14 protein-coding genes are annotated in these 14,767 nt (G+C 68.6%); 9 read left to right on the top strand and 5 right to left on the bottom strand.

The features are described from left to right. Positions 1-2,847: GAF domain-containing protein (locus tag Q4C89_RS03040; RefSeq protein WP_303101130.1), on the top strand; the 2,847-nt coding region annotated here is incomplete at its 5' end. Here the strand turns inward: Q4C89_RS03040 and Q4C89_RS03035 are convergent. Next, complete coding sequence (locus Q4C89_RS03035; protein ID WP_303101129.1) at positions 2,831-3,850, bottom strand: Sectered polysaccharide deacetylase; 1,020 nt, start codon at positions 3,848-3,850, stop codon at positions 2,831-2,833. The two genes, Q4C89_RS03040 and Q4C89_RS03035, sit on opposite strands and share 17 nt — an antisense overlap. Before the next feature lie 144 nt (positions 3,851-3,994). On the opposite strand from Q4C89_RS03035, the gene Q4C89_RS03030 reads away from it, so the two are divergent. Then, positions 3,995-5,173: a glycosyltransferase family 4 protein gene (locus tag Q4C89_RS03030; RefSeq protein ID WP_303101128.1), complete on the top strand. Its 1,179-nt coding sequence runs from the start codon at positions 3,995-3,997 to the stop codon at positions 5,171-5,173. Here Q4C89_RS03030 and Q4C89_RS03025 read toward each other — a convergent pair. Further along, complete coding sequence (locus Q4C89_RS03025; RefSeq protein WP_303101127.1) at positions 5,118-5,810, bottom strand: glycosyltransferase family 2 protein; 693 nt, start codon at positions 5,808-5,810, stop codon at positions 5,118-5,120. The two genes, Q4C89_RS03030 and Q4C89_RS03025, sit on opposite strands and share 56 nt — an antisense overlap. A gap of 32 nt (positions 5,811-5,842) precedes the next feature. Here Q4C89_RS03025 and Q4C89_RS03020 point away from each other — a divergent pair, with 32 nt between their 5' ends. Beyond that, positions 5,843-7,087 carry an MFS transporter gene (locus Q4C89_RS03020; RefSeq protein WP_303101126.1) on the top strand — a complete coding sequence of 415 codons (1,245 nt, stop codon included), beginning with the start codon at positions 5,843-5,845 and terminating at the stop codon, positions 7,085-7,087. Continuing rightward, the gene (locus Q4C89_RS03015) at positions 7,084-7,782 is read left to right on the top strand and encodes a polysaccharide deacetylase family protein (protein ID WP_303101125.1); all 699 of its coding nucleotides are present in this window, start codon (positions 7,084-7,086) and stop codon (positions 7,780-7,782) included. Before Q4C89_RS03020 ends, Q4C89_RS03015 begins: the two co-directional genes overlap by 4 nt. A gap of 30 nt (positions 7,783-7,812) precedes the next feature. Here Q4C89_RS03015 and Q4C89_RS03010 read toward each other — a convergent pair whose 3' ends face one another. Next, the gene (locus tag Q4C89_RS03010; protein WP_303101124.1) at positions 7,813-8,700 is read right to left on the bottom strand and encodes a DMT family transporter; all 888 of its coding nucleotides are present in this window, start codon (positions 8,698-8,700) and stop codon (positions 7,813-7,815) included. Then, the gene (locus Q4C89_RS03005; RefSeq protein WP_303101156.1) at positions 8,697-9,431 is read right to left on the bottom strand and encodes a glucodextranase DOMON-like domain-containing protein; all 735 of its coding nucleotides are present in this window, start codon (positions 9,429-9,431) and stop codon (positions 8,697-8,699) included. Before Q4C89_RS03005 ends, Q4C89_RS03010 begins: the two co-directional genes overlap by 4 nt. Before the next feature lie 70 nt (positions 9,432-9,501). On the opposite strand from Q4C89_RS03005, the gene Q4C89_RS03000 reads away from it, so the two are divergent. The 4 genes from Q4C89_RS03000 (at position 9,502) to Q4C89_RS02985 (ending at position 13,393) form a co-directional block, all read left to right on the top strand. Next, positions 9,502-10,476 (top strand): hypothetical protein, encoded by a 975-nt coding sequence (locus Q4C89_RS03000; RefSeq protein WP_303101123.1) that lies wholly within the window; start codon positions 9,502-9,504, stop codon positions 10,474-10,476. 150 nt (positions 10,477-10,626) lie between these two features. After that, the gene (locus Q4C89_RS02995; protein WP_303101122.1) at positions 10,627-10,857 is read left to right on the top strand and encodes a ferrous iron transport protein A; all 231 of its coding nucleotides are present in this window, start codon (positions 10,627-10,629) and stop codon (positions 10,855-10,857) included. After that, positions 10,854-13,094, top strand: coding sequence for a ferrous iron transport protein B (feoB, locus tag Q4C89_RS02990; RefSeq protein WP_303101121.1), 2,241 nt, complete (start codon positions 10,854-10,856; stop codon positions 13,092-13,094). The genes Q4C89_RS02995 and feoB overlap by 4 nt, the downstream gene beginning before the upstream one ends. Beyond that, entirely contained in the window at positions 13,091-13,393 is a 303-nt protein-coding gene (locus Q4C89_RS02985; RefSeq protein WP_303101120.1) for a helix-turn-helix domain-containing protein, read from the top strand. Before feoB ends, Q4C89_RS02985 begins: the two co-directional genes overlap by 4 nt. A 65-nt stretch (positions 13,394-13,458) precedes the next feature. On the opposite strand, the gene Q4C89_RS02980 is transcribed toward Q4C89_RS02985, so the two are convergent. Beyond that, positions 13,459-14,163, bottom strand: a complete 705-nt coding sequence (locus Q4C89_RS02980) for an IclR family transcriptional regulator (protein WP_303101119.1) — start codon at positions 14,161-14,163, stop codon at positions 13,459-13,461. An 87-nt stretch (positions 14,164-14,250) separates the two neighbouring features. Between Q4C89_RS02980 and Q4C89_RS02975 the strand changes: the two genes are divergently transcribed. Then, positions 14,251-14,757 (top strand): LapA family protein, encoded by a 507-nt coding sequence (locus Q4C89_RS02975; protein WP_303101118.1) that lies wholly within the window; start codon positions 14,251-14,253, stop codon positions 14,755-14,757. The last annotated feature ends 10 nt before the right edge of the window (positions 14,758-14,767 follow it).

The raw sequence follows: 14,767 nt of genomic DNA, 5'->3' as shown, positions 1-14,767 counted from the left end.
CAAGCGGGCACGGTTCCCGCCTTCGGAAGCCTGCTGGCGGCCTACGCCTGCGAGCGGGCCGGGGCGCACGGGGTCAGGGTGTGGGCCATGCAGCAGGGCCGCCTTGAAGAAGTGGGCTGTGTGGGCGGCGGTCTGGCGCTGAGCGACGGCACCCTGGCGCAGCGGGCCCTGGCAGGCGGTAGCCCCCTGCGGGGCGGCATGCTGAGTGCCCTCCCCTTCGGGTGTGGCGTGCTGGAACTGGTCGGCGCGGGCACGGAGGGCGAGCAGGCCCTGAACGAACTCGCACCGCTGCTGGGACTGGCCCTGGAGGGCGTACAGGCGCGGGAAGCGCGGCGGGGCCGGGGCCGCATCGCCGAGACGGTGGAGCGGCTGGTGCGGCGGCTGGGCGGCAGTCTCGACCTGGGGGTGGTGCTGCGCGGCACCGCCGAGAGCGCGGCCCAGGCCCTCGACTTTTCAAGGGCGTTCGCGGGCCTGTTCAGCGAGTACGGCGAGCAGGAAGCCCGCACGGGCGAGGTCTTTACCTACGGTTTCGATGAGCCGTTCGGCGGCAGCATCGGCGTGGGGCCAGTCACTTTCGAGACGCTGGTGCGCCGGGGCGAGACCATCCGTTTCGAGCGCGGGCGCGACGAACACACCCCGCTGGGTCAGAGCCTGCGCGAGCTTGCGCCCGAAGCGGCAGTCATCGCACCCTTGCAAGCACGTGGGCGGCCACTGGGACTGCTGTACGTGGACACCCTCAGGCCCGGCGCGGCGGCCAGCGAGGACGACGCCCGGCTGGTGCTGGCCCTGGCCGAGCAGGCGAGTCTGGCGATGGACAACGCCCGGCTGTACGCCACCGAAACCCGCAAGCGCGAGGCCGCCGAGGCGCTGCGGGAAGCGGGGGCGGTTCTGGCGAGCAGCTTGCATCTCTCGGACACGCTGCTGCGCGTGCTGGAGGGGGCACAGTCGCTCTTCAGGGTGGACGCCGCCGCCGTGTACGAACAGCAGCCCGACGGACGAACCCTCAAAATCACGTCGGCGCTGGGGCTGAGCGGCGAATATGTCCTGCGGGTGCGGGCCAAGGTGGGCGCGGGCGTGACCGGACTGGCCGCCGAGCGTCGCAGTGCCGCTTTCGCCCGCGACCTGCCGCGTGAGGGGCTGGGCGGAGGCAGCCGCTACACGCGGGGTCTGCTGGCACGCGGCGAGTACCCCTACCGGGGCGTGCTGAGTTTGCCGCTGCTGACCCGTGGCGGCATTTTCGGGATTCTGACGCTGTACTGGCATGCCGAACTGCCGCTGGACGACGACGACCTGGCGCTGGCGAGCGTCTTTGCAGCTCAGGCGAGCCTCGCCATCGAAAATGCCCGGCTGTATGAGGAAGAACTGCGGCGCGAGCGGGAAGCCGCCGTGCTGCTGGGCCTGGGGCGGCTTCTCGGTGAAGACCAGAGTGACCGGGCGCTAAACGAAGCCGTGCGGCTGGTCACGTTGGCCCTCAACGCCGGGCGCGGCCTGCTGGTGCTGACGGCAGAGGGCCAGTCGCGGGCCTTTCCCTACAACCTGCATCCACCGAGCGCCGACGACCTCGCCTCGCTGGCCGGGCAACTCGGGCGCGGGCCGAGGGCGCTGACCCGGCGGGTCTGTCTGCCGGTGGCGGGCAGCGCCCTGATTGTGCCGCTGGTCGGTGGAGAGGACGGGCAGGAAGTGCTGGGTTTCCTGTACGCCGACGACCCGGACACCGACCCGCCGAGCGACCGGGTGCTGGGATTGGCGCGCTCGGTGGCCGACCAACTGGCGCTGATGCTGACCCGTGAGCGGCTGCTGTCGGCGCTGCGGCGCGAAGAGGCCCGCTACCGCCAGCTCACCGAGGGAGCGCACGACCTGATTGTGAGTGCGGACCGGGGCGGCACCGTGACCTATGCCAACCCCGCTGCCCGCCGATTGCTCGAACCCTTTACCGGGCCACTGGTGGGCGCGGCGCTGCTGCATCTGCCCGACCCCGGCAGCCGGGACGCCATGCGCCTGGCCTGGCAAGCGGCGTTGCAAGACCCGGCGGGCGGACGGGCCGACCTCCTCGTTGCCGGGCATCATCTTGAAGCGCGGCTGAGCGCAGTCGCTGGCAGCAGCGCCACCGCCGACGGGGTGCTGATGGTGGCCCGCGACCTCTCCGAGTTGCAGACTCTGGCCGAAGAAATCAAGCGGCGCGGACAGGCGCTGGCGGCGGCGACCCACCGCACGGTCGAGCTGCGGGCTTACCTGGGCCTTTTTACGCAGGCGCAGGAAGAAGAAAGGCGGCGCATCAGCCGCGAGCTGCACGACGACACCGCGCAGGTGCTGACGGCGACCACCCGGCGCGTCTCCCGACTGGCCCGCGAACTCGGCGGCGAGCAGCGGGCGCGGGCCGACGACATCCTGAGTGACCTCAACGCCGCCATCGAGAGTGTGCGCCGCTTTGCCCGCAACCTGCGGCCCTCGGTGCTGGACGACCTCGGTTTGCTGCCCGCTCTGGAGTGGCTGGCGGGACAGGCCCAGACCCAGACGCGACTGGAAGTCAGCGGCCCCGAGCGGCGCCTGCCCCCCGCCGTCGAACTGACGGTGTTCCGGCTGGCCCAGGAAGCTCTCAGCAACGTGGACAAACACGCCCAGGCCCACAGCGCCGCCATCCGCATCACGTTTCTGGACAGCCTCTTGCAGGTTGACATCAGCGACGACGGACGTGGGTTCAGTGAAGCCGAGGCCGAGCTGCGGGCGCGGGCGGGGCACCTCGGCCTCATGGGACTGCGGGAGCGGGTGGCGCTGGCGGGCGGTCAGCTGAAGGTGGACAGTCAACCGGGGCAGGGCACCACCCTGACCTTCACCCTGCCGGGCTGAGCCCTTGCTTGCCGTAGCGTGCCAGAAACGCCTCGCGCTCCATCCAGGCCATGCGCGGCAAGCTGTTGCTGGGCGTTTGCAACGTGCCGTAAGCCACCCGCAGCAGGCGAAAGCCCAGCCCATACCAGCGGGCCTGCCGCGGCGGAAGGTCGAGCAGGGTGAAGCCCGCCTTTTCAAGGAGACCCGACAGAAGGCTGACCGCGAAAACGGCCTGGGCCTCTGCCAGCTCGGGGCGGGTCTGAAGGGCTTCTCCCACGTCGTAGAGACTGCGAACACAGGCGCGGTAAGTGGTAAGCGCATTTTTCGAGGCCAGCCCCACCAGCCGGGGCGAATGCAGGTGCAGTTCGGCGGTAGGAGTGTTTGTCGGCAAGGGCAAGGGAGCCGGAGCATGGTCGAGTGGAGCGACACGCAGCAGGGCGTCGGCCCGTTCGGTCAGGTCAATGACTCTGTTCTTTCGGGCAAAGGGCTCCTCGACCAGTCGGGTGTACACGTGCTGGCCCAGGTCAGCGAGTGTGACGGAGCGCAGACCGGGGAGTTGCCCGACCGGTTGCGGACAGTAGCCGCGCACACGCCAGTTTTGCAGTTGGGCCGGGGCCTGTGCCAGAGAAGTTTGCACGATGGCCCCAGGTTCGGTTTTCTGCGGGGTGGGCAGGAGGCGGATATGCCAGCTCCCGAGAAGTTTCAGGTCTTCCCTCCTGGGTTCGGGAAGGTACCAGAAGCGAACGGGCTGCCCAGCGCAAGTGCTGAGGAGGCCGATGTGGTCGGGATGGCCCGAGCCTGCGATTTCGTGGCCCTGCCGGGTGGCGGCCCAGAGCTCGGCGGGGCAAGTTTGGGCAAACGTCGGGGGGCAGAGCAGGGTGACGGGAGTGATGTCGCCCCGACTGAGAAGCTGGCGAAGCTGATCTGGGGTTTCTAGGGGCAAGGTGACGCCGAGGTTGGGTTGGCTGGGATCGCCGCTGTGGAGGGCTTGGAATGCTCCGGCTTGGAGCAGGGGGGAGGGCATGAGAAAAGTATGGCATGATTGGACACAAGTTTGTCATATAAAATTTTATAAATAGACTGTGTAAGACGACCTCTCATCTTCTTTCGTCGTATTCTCCTGGCAGATGCTTCAGGTTTCCTCGAACCGGACCCAGGGCGTACCCTCATGAAGCCACTCAGAATCGGTCTTTTTACCGATACGTTCCTGCCCGACCAGAACGGCATCGTGACCAGTGTGTGCCTCTTGAGCGACGAGTTGAGGGCACGCGGACATCATGTGGATGTGGTGGCTCCCCTGTTTCCCGAACACCTCGACGGACGCAGCGACGTGCGGCGCGTTCCCAGCGTGCGCTATCCCCTGCTGCCCACCTACCGGCTGGCCTGGCCTACCCGCAAGATGTTCGAGTTGCAGTACGACGTAGTGCATACCCACACCCCGCTGACCCTCGGTCTGGCCGGAGCGCGGCTGGCCCGCAAGTGGAAGGTGCCCCATGTGGCGACCTATCACACCCATCTGGAGGCGTACACCCACTATGTGCCGGGCCTGACGCAACTGAACCGGACCGTCCACTTCATGCCGAAGGTGGTCGGGCGGCTCTATGGCGAGGCCGACGCCGTGATTACGCCGACTGCAGGCACGCTCGACACGCTGCGGCAGGCTGGAATCGAGGACGCCGTGGTGATTCCGACCAGCATCGACCCCCGTGTGCTGGAAGCCGCTCCCCCGATTGCCGACCCCTGGCCCGCCGGACGCCGCCGCCTGCTGACGGTGGGCCGACTGGCCCGCGAAAAACGCTTCGACCTCGTGCTGGACGCGCTGGCGCAACTTCCCGATGGGCATCTGGTGGTGCTGGGCGAGGGGCCGGAACGTGCCCACCTCGAGGACCATGCCCGCAGCCTGGGCGTGCAGGAGCGTGTCACCTTCGTCGGCGTGCGGCCCTGGTCTGAAATCGGCGCTTATTACCGTCTGGCCGAACTGTTCTTGTTCGCTTCCGACACCGAAACGCAAGGGTTGGTGCTGCAAGAAGCCCAGCTGATGGGGGTTCCGGTGGTCGCCGTGGGCGCGCACGGCACCCTGACAGGCGTGCAGAGCGGCTACAGCGGGTATCTGGTGCCGCCCGGCGACGTGGCTGGACTGGTTCGTCACAGCCGGGAGTTGCTGGGCCACAAGGCGCTCCACGCCAAATTTTCGGCCCAGGCGCGTGAATTTGGTGGACGCACCACCCCGACGGGCGTGGCGCAGCAGGTGCTGGAGGTTTACGCCCGCGTGCTGGGGCTGCCGCGTGAAATCAGTTTTCCGGCGGCAAGCGGTCGTCGCCAAAGTAGCCCCGCGTATGACCAGTAATATTTCGCAGGTGCTGCACCACAAAGGGCACGACCCCCTGGTCGAGTCGCCGCGCACTCGTTTCGACCAGCGCCTGCGGCACGTAGGCCAGTTCGCCAAAGCGTCCGAGGTTCTGACCCAGAATCACGTCCTCGTAGGCTTCGACGGCGGGATAACCTCCGGCGAGCAGCGCGGCTCGGCGCGAGTACGCCATATTCCCACCCGCCAGATTGGGACGCTGCACGACGCGGCAGACATGCAAAAAGGCGCTGTAGACCAGACCCGAAGCCGTTTCCCAGGGTTCACCTACCCCCCAAAAGCGCATGGGGCCGTACAACGCCACGCGGCCCGGCGTGACCGCCGCAGCGTAGGCCGCCAGCCAGTCGGGGCCAGGGTGAGAATCGGCGTCGGTGGTGGCAATCCAGTCGGTGCGGGCCGCTTCCAGACCGAGCTGCCGCGCCCGTGCCACACCACGCGCCGGGCAGGGCAGCACCGTCGCTCCCCAGGCGCGGGCGATGTCGGCGGTCTGGTCGCGGCTGTCGTTGTCCACCACGATGACTTCGGTGGGCGCGAGGGTCTGACGTTCCAGCGCCTGCAAGGTTCTCGGAAGGTAGGCCGCTTCGTTGCGGGCAGGAAGAATCACCGAGAACTCTGGCACCGAGACAGGGTAACAGACCGGGAGGCACGCCCATGACCGCCGAACTGAGACAGCGCCTCCCCCTCCTGCCCGGCACCTTGCGGCAGGTGGCCGCCGGAGCCTTGCTGCTGGCCTGCGCCGAATTCGTACGCAGCGGCATGTACGGGGCCTATCTGCCGCAGGCCACCGAAAAGCTGCTGCACCTGCCCAAAGCGGACGCGGTGGTTATGGCTTCGACGGCCTACACCGCCCACTTCATCGCGGACACGGCGCTACGTGGCCCAGCAGGAGTCGCGCTGCTGCGCTTCGGCCTGCGCCCCGTGGTGCTGCTCGGCGCGGTACTGAGCCTGCTGGCGCTCTTCGTGCTGTCGGTGGCCCAGAGCGGCTGGCTGCTGCTGTTGGCGGCGGCGCTGCACGGCATCGGCTTTAGCCCCATGTGGCCCGCACTGATGAGCCTCACGGCGGATGCGGCCCGCAGCAGCCACCAGGGACGGGTGCTGACCGCCGTCACCATGAGCGTGATGCCCATCGTCGGGGTCGGTTTCCTGACGCTGGGGGCACTGGCCGACTCGCCGCGCAGCCTGGTCTTCGGCCTGTGTCTGTCGCTGCTGGGGGCAGGGGTGGCCCTCGCGCTGTTGCTGCCGCCCCGCCTACGTGCCCAGACCGCGCCCGAAACGGGCAAACCGGCGGGCGTCAAGCTGGCGCTGCGTGCCCTCGCCCCGCTGATTCCGGCGGCTTTCCTGCAGACGCTGACCATGACGCTGCTGGGGCCGCTGCTGTTCACGCTCTACAAGGCGCTGGGGCTGTCGTACTGGGGCATGGTGGCGCTGCTGGGCCTGGGCGGAGCGGTGGCCTTCAGCACCATGCCACTGACGGGCAAATTTGCCGACGGGGGGCAGGCCCGCTGGTCGGTCACGCTGGGCTTTGCGCTGCTGGCCCTCAGCCTGGGCGGGATCGCCACCACGCCGCCCACCTGGGCGCTGTACCCCCTGGCGGCGCTGCTGGGCCTGGGCTACGCCTTCATCGCGCCGGGCTGGGCCGCCCTGGTCGCGCAGCGCCTCCCCGAGTCTCAGCGCCCCGCCGCCTGGGGCACGCTGATGACGGTGGAAAACATCGGTAACGCGCTGGGGCCGCTGCTGGGGGCCTTCGCTTACCGCACTCTGGGCGTGCCGGGGCCGTTTCTGGTGGGGGCCGTGCTGTCACTGGTCGCCACCCTGGGCTATGTGCTGCTGCGGCGCGTTTTCGATGCCCCGGTGCAGGACACACCTTCGCCGGAACAGGCGGTCAACACACCTTGAAACGGCGGTTCCGGACGCTGGGGTTACTGGCGGGCGCACCCCTATTGGCCGACCTGCTGGGACGCGCCGCTGGCCTGGGCGCACTGGGCGCGGGGCCGGAAAGTGACCGCGTGGCGCTGACTTTCGACGACGGTCCCTCGGAGCGCACGCCCGAGCTGCTGAAGGTGCTGGAAAAACACGGGGCGAGCGCCACTTTCTTCGTCTTGGAGCCGCCCTGCCGCGCCTTTCCTGCCGAACTGCAGGCTCTACGCGACGCCGGACACCAACTGGAAGCGCACGGACGCTGGCACCGGCACGCGCTGCTGCTGCCGCCCTGGCAGGAGTGGGCGCAGGTGCGCTGGCACCCCAACCCAGATGCCGGACATCTCTACCGCCCGCCCTACGGGGGCCACAGTCCGCTGACCCGGTTGCTGGCCCACCTCGCCGGACGAGAAGTGGCACTCTGGGACACCGAGGGCCGCGACTGGACCGGTGGGGACGCCGCCACGCTTGCCGCCGCCACCCTGCGCCGAGTACGCGGGGGCAGTGTGGTGCTGCTCCATGACGGCCCAAAGGTCACGCCCGAACTGCTTGACCTGCTGCTGGGCGGCCTAAGCGAACGCGGCCTCCGCGCCGTGCGGCTGGACGACCTGCCCCCCAGGCGCATCGGCGGGCGCGAAGGTCTGCGGCGGCTGCGACAGAGCTACGGGGGCTGAGCACAGATAGAGGCCTCTCTCCCCCGTCGGTCATTCTGCTGCGGGGTGCGTTTCGTCCTCCGACGCCGTGCCCAGCAGCAGGGCCGCTCCGACCACCAGCGCCGCCCCTGCCAGCGCGAGGGGGGAAAGGCGCTCAGCAAAAAGCCACGCCGCCAGCAGCGCCGCCACCACGGGTTCCAGACTGGCAATCACGCTGGCGCGGGTCGCGGGCAGGGAGCGCAGGCCCACGCTGTAGGCCAGATAAGCCAGGTAGGTACACAGCAGCGCCAGCCCGCCCAGGCTGAGCCACGCGCCGTCGGTTTTGGGGGCAAACTGAACGAAGGGCAGGAGTCCTGCCGCGCCCACGGGCAACGCCACCGCGAACAGGGCGGCAGGCGAGTAGCGCCCGAAAAATGCCTTGCCATACAGGTAGTACAGACTGTATGTAAACCCGGACAGCAGCCCCCACAGCAGTGCCAGCGGGGTCACGGTGACGCCCTGGCCCCCGCCGAGGCTAATCAGGGCAATACCGCCGAGGGTGCCGCCCACCGCCAAGAGTTCACGCGGGCCGAGACGCTCGCGCAGGAAGGCCCAGCCCATCAGGGCGACGAAGGCAGGCGAAGTGTAGAGCAGCACGCTGGCGAGACTGGCTCCACCTGCCCGCACGGCCAGTTGGTACGCCGCGTAAAACACGCTCACGCCCACCAGCCCGAACAGCACCGTTATCAAAAGGTCACGTCCCTTGGGAAAGGCGGCGCGGGTCAGCAGGGCGTGGAGGGCAAACAGTCCCCCGGCCAGGGCGGCCCGCCAGAAGGCGACTTCCAGTGGCCCCACGCCCGCCTGCTGAGCCTGCTTGCCCAGAATGCCCAGCAGTCCCCACAGCACCGCTGCCGCCAGGATGAGCAGGGCGGGGGAAACAGCGGGCCGCCTACCATTCATTCGCCCTGCCGCCAACTGCGCCACACACTCAGGCCCGTCAGGAGCAGTCCCAACGCTCCCAGGGCCATCAGGGTCGCCAGCCGCCAGTCGCGGGTCTGGCCCACCGCCGCCAGCGTGCCGTTCGTGTAGGCGCGGCGGTCGCCGGGGGCCGCCAGCACATCCACCGGGACGGGCCGCCCCTCGCCCAGGGCTTGCAGGCCACTGGCGTTGGGCGACGGGTCGGGCCGCATTCGCCCGTCGGGACTCAGCGGAGTGTAGACACTGCTGGTGACCCAATAGGCGTGCTTGCCCGTAGGAAGCTCGTCGGTTTCGATGACCAGACGCGTGCCGTTCATCTCGACCTCTGGCGGCGTCAGCGTGCGGCGCTGGCTGCCCAGCACCTGTTCCAGCAGGGGCCGCGCTCCGTCCACCTGAATGTGGTACTGCCACCCGTCACTGCCCGCCGTGCGTAGGCCCAGACCCTTCAAGTCGCGTTCGCCGCCCGCATCGGTCTTGATGAAGATGTCGGTCACGCCCGCCGAGAAGCCGCTCGGCAACCTCCAGGGGTTCTGGTGCCCGCCGAAATCCACGGTCAGGCGGGTGGTGGGGCCCTCCACTTCCACCTTGAAGGAGCGCAGGTCGAGCGCCTCTGCCGACACCGCCGGACGCAGCGGCAACACATAGCCGCCGTCGCCGTGCGCGTCCCCCGCCGGGTCGGAAAAACTCAGGGTGGCGGCGGCAACGAGGGTCATCCAGGACACGGCGCGAAGTATAGCCGACCACAAAATTCCCGGCCCCCGCCTGCCCTGTAGACTGGCCCGCATGACTGCCCCGCTGCTGCTCCTTCCCGACCTGGGCGACCTGCTGCGGCTTCAGCCCCACTACAACGCCGCCACCGTGACCGAGTGGCTGAGCGAGTTGCGCCCGCAAACGGTCTGGTGGGCCTCGGGCCACGACCCCGAGCACCCGCTGCGTGACGCCCTACCCGCTGCCGGGTTCACCGTGCAGGAGCTAGACGCCCCCGACTGGGCCTGGGCCGACGAAGAACACGGGCAACTGCTGGAATTTCTGAAGCTCTACCCCCAGGGCCGTGAACGGCTGTCGCAGGCGGCCCGCGCCGAGGCCGAATTTCGCCAGCACCTCAGCGCCCCACTGACCCCGCAGAGTGTGCTGGGGCCACTGCGCGAGGCCGCCCAGACCTACCACGCCGCCACCCGCGCCGCGCTGGACGAAGGCCCCGGCACCCGCTGGCGTGAGCGGCAGCTGAACGACCTGGTCGAGCGGTTGCAAGGCTGTGTGGGCGCGGCCATCGTCGCGCTGGACGACATGACCCCGCTGCTGGAGCGGTTGCCGCACGCCGCCCTGCCCGCCACGCTGCCCACCCCCGGCGAAGCCAGCCGCCTGCGTGCCCTGGCTGACCGGGCCTGGCAACTGCGCGAGGACGACGACCTCAGCGCCCTGCTCGCCGCCTTGCAGCGCGAGGAGGGGGACGCCGTGACCCCCGCCGCCGAACTGCGGGCCGCTGCCGCCCACATCTATTTCGCAGCGGGGCACTTGGACGACGCCCGAACCCTGCTGGAACAGGCCGCCCACGCCCTCCCGAACGAGCACCCCCGTTCGCTGGCGGGACTGGTGTTGGCGAGGCTGGGACAGGTGCGCGATGCCCAGGGCGAACGCGAGCTGGCCCAGCGCACCTACCGGGCGGTGCTGGCGCTGAATTTTGCCCCGGACGCGGCCCGCGCCGCTGCCGAAGCGGGGTTGCAGCAGCCCTTTACACTGGATTTGGGAGAGGGTTGAAAGGCTTGAAGTGACTCTCGGCGGCAAAGCGTGACAACGGGATGCTGACGCTCCTAAACACCGTTTTTCGCCCCAGATGCTTAGACACTTGGGCCACCCCTGCCCGCTTGCCCCTTGCCCTTCCGCTAAATCCGAGTAATGTACTCGGGTATGGAAGAACGCCCCCTTGACCAATTGCGCCCCGGCGAAGCGGCCCACATCGTTTCGCTCGACCGGGCGCATCCCCTGCGCCGCCGCCTGCTCGAACTGGGCTTCGTGCGCGGGGCCAGGGTCGAAGTCGTGCGGTTTGCGCCGCTGGGCGACCCGGTCGAGTTGCGGGTGGGCCAAAGTGACCTCGCGCTGCGCCGCGCCGACCTGAGCGGCATTCGGGTGCGCCAATGACCACCGCTCCCTTTCCCGAAATGCCGCTGCCCGAACCCCGGTTGCCCGACGAACAGGTCTGCCGCCTGACCGTTGAGCGGCTGCGTGAGGCCCGCGAACCGCGCATTGTGGTCGTCGGCAACCCCAACACGGGCAAAACCACCCTCATCAACGCCTTGGCGGGCACCAACCTCAAGGTCGGCAACTGGGCGGGCGTCACCGTCGAAAAGCGCGAGGCCCGGCTGCAACTGGCGGGGCGCACGCTGCACCTGCTCGACCTACCCGGCGCGTACTCGCTCAGCCCGCACACACCCGAGGAATTGGTCACGCGCACCGCCCTGCTCGACGAAGCGCCCGACGTGATGCTCAACGTGCTGGACGCCGGAAATCTGGAGCGCAACCTGTACCTGACGCTGCAACTGCTGGACTTCGAGGTGCCGCTCGCCGTCACACTGAATCTGGTGGACGAGGCGCAGGAAAAAGGGCTGACGGTAGACGCCGCCGCCCTATCACGGGCGCTGGGAGTTCCAGTCACCGAAACCGTCGCCAACCGCAGCCGGGGCACCCAGAACGTGCTGAGCACCGCCCTCGACCATGCCACCCTCGGCAACGGCGTGCGCTACCCCCGGCCCATCGAGCAGGCAGTGTCCGACCTGTGTGAACAGATGGCGGGCCAGCCTACGTTGCCACCGCACGCGCACCGTTATCTGGCATTGGCGTTGCTGGAAGGTGACCCCAGCGTGCGGGGCCGCCTGAGTGCCACCGGACACGCCGCGCTGATAGAGCGGGCCGACGGCTGGCTCACGCGGCTGGGCGAACAGGGCAGCGACGCCCTGATCGACATTGCCGAGGCCCGCTATGCCCGCGCCGGAGAACTTGCCCGAATCGCCGTGCCGCAGCAGCAGTTTCGCCGCACCCTCTCCGAGCGGCTCGACCGCCTGACGCTGCACCCCTGGCTGGGCATTCCGCTGTTTCTGGTTCTGGTTCTGCTGGTCTTTCGCCTGACCTTCAATGTGGCCTCGCCGTTCGTCGACCTCATCGGCGGGCCGCTGCAAGAAACCGTGGCGGGCTGGGCCGCCGCCGCCTTCGCCGGGTTGCCGCTGGTGCGTGACCTGGTGGTGGGGGCCATCATTCCGGGGGTGGGCACGGTGCTGAGCTTCCTGCCTACGCTGCTGGTGCTGTATCTCGCCATGAGTTTTCTGGAAGACAGCGGCTACATGGCCCGCGCCGCCTTTTTGATGGATAGGCACATGCGGGCGCTGGGGCTGGACGGACGCGCCTTTATTCCGCTGATTCTGGGCTTCGGCTGCAATGTTCCGGCGGTGGGGGCCACCCGCACGCTGGAGCGGCGCAGCGACCGGGTGGTGGTCAGCATGATTCTGCCCTTCATGAGCTGCTCGGCGCGGCTGCCCGTGTACGTCATTTTTGCCGCCGCGCTGTTTCCCAGGGCCGGAAGCTGGGTGGTCTGGGGAATGTACGTGCTGGGCATGCTGGTGGCCTTCGCCTTCGCCTGGGCGCTGCGCCGCACGTCCTACCCGGCGGAAGGCAGCAGCGTGCTGCTCGAACTGCCGCCCTACCGTTTCCCGTCCTGGAAGGTGCTGTGGAAACATGCCTGGAGACGCACCGCCAGCTTTGCCCGCCGCGCCCGGACGACGGTGCTGGCGACGGTGGCGGGCGTGTGGCTGCTGCTGGCGCTTCCGGCGGTGGGCGGCGCGAAGTTTGCCGAAGTCGCCCCCCAAGACAGCGTGTTCGGACGGGTCGCGCAGGTCATGTCGCCCGTGTTTACGCCGCTGGGCTTCGGGGACTGGCAGGCGACGGGGGCACTCATTCCCGGCTTCATCGCCAAGGAGGTGGTGGTCGGCACGCTGGGTCAGATTTACCTGGGCGAACAGGCCGCCGACCCCGCGCCGCTGGGCCTGTGGGCCGGGATACAGGGGGCCGCCGTCGCCACCTGGAACGCCGTGAAAACCAGCGTGGAGGCGCTGCCCACCGTGCTGGCCCTGCCCAGCCTCAGCGCCGACACCAGCGCCGACCAGAAATCTCCACTGGCGGCGGCCCTGGCGCAGGCCTTTACCCCCGCGTCGGGCCTGAGCTACCTGGTGTTCGTGCTGCTGTACACGCCCTGCATCGTGACCGTGGGAGCCATCGCGCAGGAACATGGTCGCCGGGTCGCGTGGCTGACGGTGGTGTATCAACTCGGCATCGCCTGGGTCACGGCGTTCGTGGTGTACCAAGTGGCGCGGGGACTGCTCGGATGAGCGCACTGCCGCTGGCGGGTGTGCTGCGGGCGGTGGCCCAGGCTCCGCGCACGCCTGCCGAACTCGCCGCCGACCTGGGCACCACGCCGGGCGCTCTGGAAGGCATGTTGAGAACCCTGCACGCGGGCGGCTACGTGCAGGAAGCCGTGCAGGGTGAAGGTCACTGCGCCTGCGGCCCCTGCGCCCTCAAAAGCCTATGCCGCAACGCCGACGGGGAACCCAACGCCCCTGCCCTGCACCTGCTGCGGCTGACGCCACGAGGAGAGGCGTATCTGGCGCGGCAAGAAGCAGGTGGATAGGCTTCTGGCGTTTTGACGTTGCCACGTTCGGCACCGGGCCGCCACGCTGTTTTCGGCGGCAGGCCTCAGCCCAGTTCCGCTTCCTCGCCCACGATGTCCAGCACCCGCGAACGAATCTGCCGTTCCTCGCGCAGATACCGCTGGGCGCTCATCTGCACGCCGATGCTGGCGACCACGCTGCCGCCGTGGGAGTAAGGCACGGCCAGCGTGCACTGCCCCGGAATCCATTCCTCGATGGAGTAGGCGTAGCCCAGCCGCCGCACCCGCGCCACTTCGGTCTTCCATTCGTCCTGTGTGGTGATGCTGCTCTGCGTGCAGGACGTAAATTCTTTGGGGTTCAGGCCCGCGTAGGCATACAGCAGTTTGCCGCTGGCGGTGGCGGTGGCCGGCAGGTAAATGTCCAGCGGCAGGTCAATGTCGGCGTCGGGGTGGCGGTCACGGATACAGGCCACCACGTCTTCGCCTTCCAGAATGCACAGGAAGGCCACCGCCCGCACTTCCAGCGCCAGCCGCGTCAGCAGCGAGCGGGCGTCCTGAAACCAGGGCAGCGAGGACGTGAGCTGCGCCCCCATCTCGGCAATGTGCCACGACAGGCGGTACTTGCCGTGCGGCGTGCGGCGCAGGAACCCCGCCTCGGTCAGCCCTGCCAGATAAGCATGGGCTGTGGCACGGGGCACGCCGAGATGCGCCGCGAGGGCACGCACACCCCACTCCGGCTGCTCGGCGCTGAAGGCCCCCAGGATGTTGGACGCTTTTTGAAGAGAAAGCACGCGTCCACACTAGCGGGACACCCCGGACTTGTCTACGCCCTCCATTGTGGGGCCATCCCCTCAGCGGGCCATCTGTTAGCCTGAACCATGCGAATGGGCCTGCGCCTCGGCGTTTTGCTTCTGTTTCTGGTGCTGCTGGGGGTTCTGGCGGCCCTCAACACGGATTTTCTGACCTACCCCCATACCCTGTACCTGGGCTTTGCCACCTACCGCAACATGCCGATGGGTTTGCTGCTGCTCTTGCTGATGCTGATTCCGGCGCTGGTCTTCTACTTCTGGGCGGGCCTGACCCGGCTGCGGGCGGAAGCCGACAGCGCCCGGCTGCTGCGCGACATGGAGCAGTTGCGCACCAGCCTGGACGCTCAGGAAAGCAGCCGCTTTGCCCAGCTTCAGAGCCACCTCGACCAGCGCCTCAGTGCCCTGGAAAAAATTGCCCTGGAGAAGAGTGCCCTCGAAACCCGCGCCCTGCCGCCGGGGAATGCCAACAGTCAAGCGGAACTCACGGCCCTGCGCCAACGGGTCGAAGCCCTTCAGGACGACTTGGGCCTGCAACTGGCGCAGATGGACGACTACCTCAAACGGCGGCTGGGCTGAACCAGTTGGG

It is taken from the genome of Deinococcus sp., assembly GCF_030523985.1.
In the GTDB taxonomy this organism is placed as follows: Bacteria; Deinococcota; Deinococci; order Deinococcales; family Deinococcaceae; genus Deinococcus.
This window is presented reverse-complemented; position numbering and strand designations above follow the sequence as displayed.

Excerpts from the sequence above, each read along its gene's own strand:
- Q4C89_RS02985 (WP_303101120.1), top strand. The coding sequence starts at position 13,091 with ATGAGCGCACTGCCGCTGGCGGGTGTGCTGCGGGCGGTGGCCCAGGCT.
- Q4C89_RS02975 (WP_303101118.1), top strand. The coding sequence starts at position 14,251 with ATGCGAATGGGCCTGCGCCTCGGCGTTTTGCTTCTGTTTCTGGTGCTG.
- Q4C89_RS02995 (WP_303101122.1), top strand. The coding sequence starts at position 10,627 with ATGGAAGAACGCCCCCTTGACCAATTGCGCCCCGGCGAAGCGGCCCAC.
- Q4C89_RS03010 (WP_303101124.1), bottom strand. The coding sequence starts at position 8,700 with ATGAATGGTAGGCGGCCCGCTGTTTCCCCCGCCCTGCTCATCCTGGCG.
- feoB (WP_303101121.1), top strand. The coding sequence starts at position 10,854 with ATGACCACCGCTCCCTTTCCCGAAATGCCGCTGCCCGAACCCCGGTTG.
- Q4C89_RS03020 (WP_303101126.1), top strand. The coding sequence starts at position 5,843 with ATGACCGCCGAACTGAGACAGCGCCTCCCCCTCCTGCCCGGCACCTTG.
- Q4C89_RS03035 (WP_303101129.1), bottom strand. The coding sequence starts at position 3,850 with ATGCCCTCCCCCCTGCTCCAAGCCGGAGCATTCCAAGCCCTCCACAGC.
- Q4C89_RS03005 (WP_303101156.1), bottom strand. The coding sequence starts at position 9,431 with ATGACCCTCGTTGCCGCCGCCACCCTGAGTTTTTCCGACCCGGCGGGG.
- Q4C89_RS03030 (WP_303101128.1), top strand. The coding sequence starts at position 3,995 with ATGAAGCCACTCAGAATCGGTCTTTTTACCGATACGTTCCTGCCCGAC.
- Q4C89_RS03000 (WP_303101123.1), top strand. The coding sequence starts at position 9,502 with ATGACTGCCCCGCTGCTGCTCCTTCCCGACCTGGGCGACCTGCTGCGG.